General features: G+C 57.3%; 3 protein-coding genes. All 3 read right to left on the bottom strand.

Annotated elements, in window-relative coordinates; translation table 11 throughout:
- Positions 1-307: hypothetical protein (locus NP534_RS24170; RefSeq protein ID WP_274100378.1), on the bottom strand; the 307-nt coding region annotated here is incomplete at its 3' end.
- A complete protein-coding gene (locus tag NP534_RS24165; RefSeq protein ID WP_274100377.1) occupies positions 304-4,917 on the bottom strand; it encodes an RHS repeat-associated core domain-containing protein in 4,614 nt (1,537 codons plus the stop codon). The genes NP534_RS24165 and NP534_RS24170, both read right to left, overlap by 4 nt.
- Positions 4,914-7,676, bottom strand: a complete 2,763-nt coding sequence (locus NP534_RS24160; protein WP_274100376.1) for a type VI secretion system Vgr family protein — start codon at positions 7,674-7,676, stop codon at positions 4,914-4,916. The genes NP534_RS24165 and NP534_RS24160 overlap by 4 nt, the downstream gene beginning before the upstream one ends.
- Positions 7,677-7,859 lie beyond the last annotated feature (183 nt).

Genomic DNA, 7,859 nt, shown 5'->3' with positions numbered 1-7,859 from the left:
TTCTTTGGTCGTCAATTATTACGTCGGACTCAATCATCCAGGATTTGGGGGATGGGTTTCTGGGGTCGGAGTAAAGTGTTACTGAATTATTTACAATGTGATCTCTGCTGGGGGTGGATATCCTGGCGAAGTCGGAAGTGTGGTTGTCGTTGTCGAAATAGTCTAGAAATGCCCGCCTGAGATATTCGGCCTTGCTATGGTTTATGTACCCATGTGCGTTAAGCTTCTCGAATTCGTTATTTTGAATGTGATTGTTGATGCGAATTATCTCGCGAGCTATTTTTTCTGTAATTTTTGGTGTATTCATTTTTTTCTCCCTCGAGAAGTTCGGTTGCCTGGAATCCGAGTTGCGGTACCGGGTTTGACGCCAAGCTTAGTTAAGTCAACATCTGCAAACATGATGTGGCATCTAGACTCTTCTGCACTAAGCCCAGCTCTCCGTAATGCTCGATATCCAACAACCCTTTCTGATGCGTAATTTCCACCCGTTCCCTTTTGTCGTTGAGATTGCGTAGCGATGTAGTGTTCAGTGCCGGGAACGTTGGCAGGGGCACCGAGTTGTACGGCGTAAGCCGTTCTACCATCGCCATAGCCTGGGATGTTGAGCATTGCTGCTTTTTGTATTACATGATGCGAGTCGCGAGCCACTTTGTCGTGGGGCCCCGATTCTCGTCCTGATGCTGCAATGATCTTCTCGCAATCTGCTAGAGTGAGACACCTCGTAGTGCGTACTAGGCCGAATGGGTCCAGCCATTCAACAGGGTTGGGCGCGAATGAATATAAATTGAACCCCCCTGCGAAGCCAATTGGATCCTTGCCAATGAAGCGACCAGTCGAAGGGTCGTAGTATCGATATCGATTGTAATGTAGCTTGGTTTCATGGTCGAGGTATTGGCCTTGAAGCACAAAGCTGCTGGCGGGAAGCATGTTGGGATGGCTTTCATTTGTTTGGCCCCATGGCTTGTAGTCTCCCATCCATTGAGCTTTACTGTTGGTGCCGGTCAGCTCCATTGGTGTGCCGAGGTGGTTGCATTGATACCAGTAAAACTCCTCGAAAGGCTTTGGGATGATGTGGTTCAGCGAAGCTGGATCTTGGTGTAAATCATACGGGGGTGAATACGTATCCTGGTGGGACATATCCTCAATGTGATTCATCACGCCTTGCGCTACTGGAACGAAAGTTTCCGGCTCAAACACGTAATGCGTGGTCCGCCCCTTTCCATCCCGGCCGCGCTGCTCAAACGCCAGCGTGTCGCCGTCCCACATGAACAACGTCAGGTTGCAACCTAGCTTTACATCGAGCGCGCGCCTTGCGTTCTCGTTCCAGACCGGTCCAGCCTGTACCCGGTTGCGGTACTTCGAGCGTGAGTCCTTGTAGACACGACGGCCTAATGCGTCATAGCCAAACTCGACAACCAGTCGGTCATCCTCGTAGCGTCGCAGCCGGTCATACAGGTCCCAGGTGAACTTGCCTGTTTTACCGTTCTCAATCCGCTCCAGCAGGTTGCCGCGTTCGTCATAGCGATACTGCGTACCGCAGTAACTGCGTAACACGTTGTCCATCAGCTTGCGCGGTGAATGCGGATTGGGTCCTGACGGGGCCTCGGAATCCAGCAGGTTGCTCGCTGGGTCAAAGGCGAACGTCTCCTTCTCGTAGTTTTGGCTAGCTTCGATCAAACGGCCAACCGGGTCATAGCGGTAACGCAGGTCGCCACGGTTCAAGTCGTTGATGTGACACAGCTGTCCTGCTTCGTCGTAACGATAGTTGCGCGCAGCAATGCGCTTGGACTCTCCCTGGCGCGCCAAGGTCTGCTCCAGCAGCTGGCCATTCGGGCTCCAGGTCTGGCGCTGCATCAGGCCGTTTCCTTGTACGCGGCCGATCTCTCGGTGCAGATCGTCACGTTCATAGCTGACCAGCTCTTTGTCATCGAGCTTGAGGGCTAGCAAATGGCCGCTGCCATAGGTCAACCAGCTGACTTTGTGCCCATCGGGACGGGTTGTGGCGATACGTTGGTTGAGAGCATCGTATTCGTGCTTGAACACGGCAATCTGGGGCTTGGCAAGGTAGTCCAACCACTGGTGCTCGCGCGTATTGTTGCCGGCCGCATCGTAGAACCATTGCAGCCTGCAGGCGCCATTGTTGGCCGCAACCAGGTTGCCATTGCCGTCATAGGCAAAGGTTTCTATCTCCCACTTTTCACCGCCACGGCGTCCGGCCTTGCGCTGGATGAGACGGTCCATCGGGTCGTATTCAAAGTGCGTAGTCCTGTCGCCGTCCACACGGCGGGTGGGTAAGTTGCTGCCATTGTCGTACAGGTAGTGGGTAGTCTCCTTGTCGAAGCCGGTTTCCTTGAGCAGTCGGCCAACGGGGTCATACCTGAAACTGGCCTCGCTGTTGTTCTCATTGCGTAGGCGTTCCAGCTGGCCGAGCTTGTCCCAGTGGTAGGTGAGGGTGGTGTCATTGGCGTTATGGCGCTGATAAATCAACCCGGCTTCGTTGTAGGTCCAGCGGGTACGGCGGTACAGAGCATCTGTATGGCTGAGCAAGCGGCCTTCGGCATCACGCTCGAAGCGCTCGGTGGTCTTGTCCGGGTGGACGAGTAGCACCAACTGGCCCGCTTCGTACTGGTATTCGGTGACCTCACCGGCGGCGTTGATCAGTTTGACCAGTTGGCCCGCTGCGTCGTACTTCCACTGTGTGGTCTTGCCAGAGCAATCGGTATAGCTGATCAGTTGCCCGTCGCGGTTGTACGCCAGTTTCTTCTCACCACCGTTGGCGTCGGTGATGGCGATGGGCAAGTTGTCGCTGTTGTAGGTGTAGAGGGTTTTGTTCTCCAGCGGATCTTGGGTTTCGATGATGTTGCCGCGCTGGTCGTAGTCGTATTTCCACAGCCCACCTTCGGCATCGCGGGTCTTGAAGCGCTGGCCCAGATCATCGTACGCATGGTGGACGGAGGTGCCATCGGCGCGTGTATGCTGCAGGAGGTTGCCGCGCTCGTCGTAAGCGAACTGCTCCGCGCTGCCGTCGGTATGGATGTGTTGAACTACGTTCTTTGCATCATCGCGATAGAACCACTCTTCATTACCGTCCGGGTATACGATGCGGTAGGTGAATCCGAGGATGTCGTAGTAGTGCCAAGTTTCCTGTCCCTGAGCATTGGTTACATAGGTCAGCCGGATGTTCTTGTCCCATTCCAGCCGAGTCTCGAAGCTCCCGTCGTCGCCCCATTCCCGTATGGCTTTTGCAGTAGGTCCGTCGCCGTCCCATTCCAAGTTAAAGGAGCGCCCGGTTCGATCTGTGTAGCGAGTGATCAGGTGATGGTGGTAGGTATAACGCCATTGGGCAGCGTTTTCGTCGCAGGCGCTGATCAAATCACCCTCGGCATCCTGTTCGTAGGTGGCAAGTTGGCGTTGCGCAATGCCGTCCGCCATCTTCCATACCGAACGGATTAGGCCGTTTCCGCCGTACTCAAGGTGGATATGATGCTGTTGACGATCTTCTTGGTAGGTGAGCAGGTCCGACAACAGTGGTTTGTCCTGGTGAATGTGCTCATAGTGCAGGTTCAGTCTTGCGCCGTTGCGATGTTTGATGGAGGTCAGGCGGTATGTGTCCCCCTGTCTTAGAAAATGCTCCTGCGTGTCATGGCCTCGGGCAACGACTAGTTGGCTGTCCGAGGCTCGAACAAGTAGCACATCTTCGACTGGGTCATAGTGATGTTTACCGATGTCCGGGTTTGGATATTGATGACTTCTGCCGTCCGAATCACGGTAGGCAAGACCTCCGTCATCAGTGCCCTCCAAAAAGATCGTATAGGGGGTGATCCACCTCGCGCCGAATGGCCCGGTGTCCAAGGCGTCCAGGTTGGAGTGATAGGTTCGCGCCCATTCGATCGGGAAGCACCCCGGTAAAGAGAAGTCCGTATGTGTGAAGGACTCGCTGCCCGTCGCGAAGCTGATGTTCGCGCCAGTGCCCGCAGCTGCAAGATTTCGGCAGTTTGGATTTTTGACCGCCGGGCGTTCGGTGCCCCGCGTCGTCAGACCGTTCTGCTGTTGCGTGTGTTGTGCTTGGCTGGGCCTGTTGCTATGGGATGTTGCGGCTATTGGTCTTCGGCCCTTGCGGTTTTTGAGCGCAGTAGCTAGTGACAGTACAAGGTAGCCAATGCTTCCGACTTTCCCGGAGTCCGCCATGCCCAGTATCTTTGCTGAAGCATTTCGACCTACCTGCTCTGCCAAAGTGGCAGCTTTGAGCAACTGTTGGCAGGTATCTGCTGAAAGGAGTCTGTCTTCGATCAGGAAGTTTGCAGCTATCGCCGCAACGGGCCCGAAGAAGAAGGAGGCATGCTTTGTTTTTTTGGCCAAGGCCTTTTGCCCTTGGTCGCTGGCGACTCCACGGAGCATTTTGGCGAAGGCTGCGCAGGCCTTGCTGATTTCTGCAGCAATCTTGGTGAGTAGCTCGTTCAGTCGGCTTTCTATGTCTTGGGCGAAGGCTTCCAGCGACCCTCGCGTTTTATCATTTAAGTTCTTCTCCAGTGCGCTTAATAGGGCGTCGGATATCCTTGCGATGCCCTCACGTCTGACCGCAGAGAGTGTAGTGCGTATGGTCAGGCGCGCAGGGCCCACGCCGGGGAACGAGACAAGCCCCACAACATTGATGCCGAAGCTGACCCACGTCAGGAAGTCATCGTGATTGCCATCAATAAGCGTCAGCAAGTCTCCAATGGCATCCACCGCTGCGAACACGGTGCCCACCCCAGGGATGACAGAGCCTGCGGTGTTGACAGCAGTCCAGCCGATAGCGCCTCCGGTCATCTTTCGGATCCACTGATCCAGTTTTTCCTTGCCGGCTTCGATGTCGTTGACAGAAGCGGTATTCGTTGGCCCCGTGGCCTGTTGAACTGTCCGAACGGGAGTGGTCATCGTGCTTTCTCCGAGAGTTTGATCAGCGTCTCGGGAACACCGGCGCTTTTAAGGATGGACTTTGCCGTGTCAGCGGTGAGATCTGCCCCTAAGCGAAGAGAAGTACTTTTCAATCCCTCTGCTGATTTGGCTGAGATGAGCTGCTTCAGAATTGCCGCTGTTTGTGCGCTCAGCTCTGATGAGGAAGAAGTGGTCAGCTCACCAGCGATCTGCTCGTGTGGTCCGGGGAATCCTGGGTCGTGCCAGACATCCACATCGTCATCGCTGAATCGCACTTTGACTGGCCCTGGCGCGACGTCGGCGACCCTGGCTTTCCCGTTGTCATCGAGGGTGCCTTTAAAAATTTGGCCGAGAGCATCTTCGACTTCGTAGTTGGCGCCCTTGAACGGATGGTTGTTCGCGTAGTGCTGGAACAATTCCAGGTTGCCCTTGCCTGCTTTGAGGTCTTCAGGAAAAGCTGCCGCCTGGCTCTTCGAGCCCTTGTAGATGAAGTCGGTGGCGTGCGCGGTGTACTGACCCGCCGTGGCGTGCACTATGCCGCTCGCGTTGTAGGTGGTGCTGCTGCCGCCTGCCTGGATGACCAGTTCTTCCTTGGCACTGAGAGTGATGCGTTCGGCAGTGACGCTGACCTTGAGCTTGGCCAGCAGGTTGATGTTGTCTTTCAGGGCGCGCAGGTCGATGTCGCCGGAAGCTGCTACCAGTCGCCAGCCCATGCTTTGCACGAATTGCCGCACGCCACGGCTGGCACTGATCAGCAGGCGTTTGCCGATGGCCATGCTGGTGTGGCCGCCGGTGCTCAGGCCCAGGTGTTCACCGCTAGCTATATGGGTGGATTCCGGCGTGCTGGTGGCGATGCCGGCTGGGCTGGCGAGTACCAGTTGCGGATCCGCCAGTTCAGGGAAACGATTGGCTTCAGGGTTGCCGCCGCTGCCGCGAATGGCGCTATGTTGTGCCTTGAGCGCATCGCCCACTTCATCTTGATCGCCGCCTTCCTGGGCGAGATGGTCGCGGGCTTCATTGGCAAAGGTGGTGTGATACTCCTGAGCAGTTTTAAGGCGCTCGGCGGTTTCGGCGAGGTCCGTATGGTGTTCACTGGCACGGGCGCGAGCTTCAGTCGTCAGCAGCAGCCCGCCTCCGGCACGCACCACGCCGTGGGTATCGGTGCGTAGTTCGAAACCTTGCCCACGAGGCTTGCCGCCAAAATGGCGGGGATGAGTGAGGTAGCCGAGGTTCAGTGCCGAGTGATCGTGATCACTCATCAAGGCGGCGCTGATCTGCCCGGTGGTATCGTCCAGGCGCAGTTCGTTATGGCGCTTGCCGTGGTGCTCCTTGCTGCGGATCGGGCTCACCGCCTTGAACTCGGGCAGGCGGTACGGTGGGCGGTTGACGATGTGATAGCTGCGTCCGGTGATCATCGGCTGGTCAGGGTCACCGTTGAGGAAACTGACGACCACTTCCTGGCCGATGCGCGGAATGGCCATGTGGCCCCAGGTGGCACCGGCCCAGGCCTGGGTGACGCGCACCCAGCAGGAGCTTTTGTCATCGTCTTGCCCGAAGCGATCCCAAGGAAACTGCACTCGCACGCGGCCATGCTCGTCGCAGTAGATTTCCTCACCGGGCGGGCCGACCACCTTGGCCATCTGCGGGCCTTCTATCACCGGTTTGGGGCGGGCAGGGGCATGCCATTCGACTTGCGCCGGAATCAAGCTGGCGGTGAGCGAGTAGGACGTACCGACTTCGGCGTCGGCCGCGTCCTCTTCCAGTGCGGTGAACTGGCGGCCCGTGTGTGTGATGTGTAGGGGCCGCCAGAGGATGTTCATGTCCTCGCGGGCATGGCCGCTCAACTGAAAGGCGATACCCGGCTGCAGGCGGGCATCGTCACCTTCGACCTCAGCCACGCGCGCATCACTGAACAAGGCGTCGATCTTGGTCTGGGTGAATGGTTTTCCGGCGTTGTCGTGCTTGTAGCGGCCAGGGTAGTCGTAACGTTCGTAATCGCTGCTTTGGCTGCCCAGCTCCCGAGGGAACATGGTGTGCTCATGGTTGTAGCGCGGGTGGGTGAAGGTGTAGTCACGCTGGACCTGGCGGCTGCTGCGCACCTGTTCGCGGTAGGCGAAGTGACGCAGGCAGGGCTGCTGCTCCGCGCCGCCACGGTTGGCGACGTAGAGCACCGGCTCACCTTCCAGGCTGCCGAACTGATTGACCCTGTCCGCCTGTACCACGCCATGGCCGGCTTCGCTGTGCTCGAAGATCGAGATCAGGCCTTCCTCGGCCGACAGGCGCAAGAAGAAGTCCAGGTCCAAGTCGCCGGCCTGCACGCAGAATTCGCGGCTTTGGTGCGGGCTGACCATGTACTGGGTCAACGTGCCCCACTGGCGTTCGCGGAACAGTTCCTCCAACAGCTGCGGGACCGGGCGGTGCTGGAAGATGCGCCAGTCCGACTGCAGGCCGGCGCGGGCCAGTTGTGGCTCGATCACGGCGCGGTAGCGGGTGCGACGGTGGCCAGTCTTGCCTTGCTCGAAGCTGCTGATCAGGCCGTGCACATGGCGCACCGCTTCATCCTGCTGCCAGATGGTCAGCACGGCGGGCTGGTCTAGCAAAGTGGCAAAGTCGGCGTCGTCGGCGAAGCTGACCAGTTCGATTTCCAGTCGGTACAGTTCGCTGATCCCTTCCTTCAATTCGAAGGACACCACATCAAATGCTATTGCCTCATCGGCGGGCGTGCTGAAGGTAAAACGCACATCGTTCAAGTTGCTCATGCAGACTCCTGCTGTTCATCCTTTCGGGCAGGTTCATGGAGCCGAACGCGCTATGAAACGCGCGGCGTAAGTGCACTAAAGACCGTAGTGAGGAATCCCTTCCAGGGCGCCGCAGTCGCTTCCTAGAATCGTGTAGGAAGTTTCGCTAAATGCAGCGCTTATCGTTTTTATGGGTGAAGCCGT

Origin of the sequence: Pseudomonas sp. 39004, assembly GCF_028682155.1 — a bacterium.
GTDB classification, from domain to species: Bacteria; Pseudomonadota; Gammaproteobacteria; order Pseudomonadales; family Pseudomonadaceae; genus Aquipseudomonas; species Aquipseudomonas capeferrum.
This window is presented reverse-complemented; position numbering and strand designations above follow the sequence as displayed.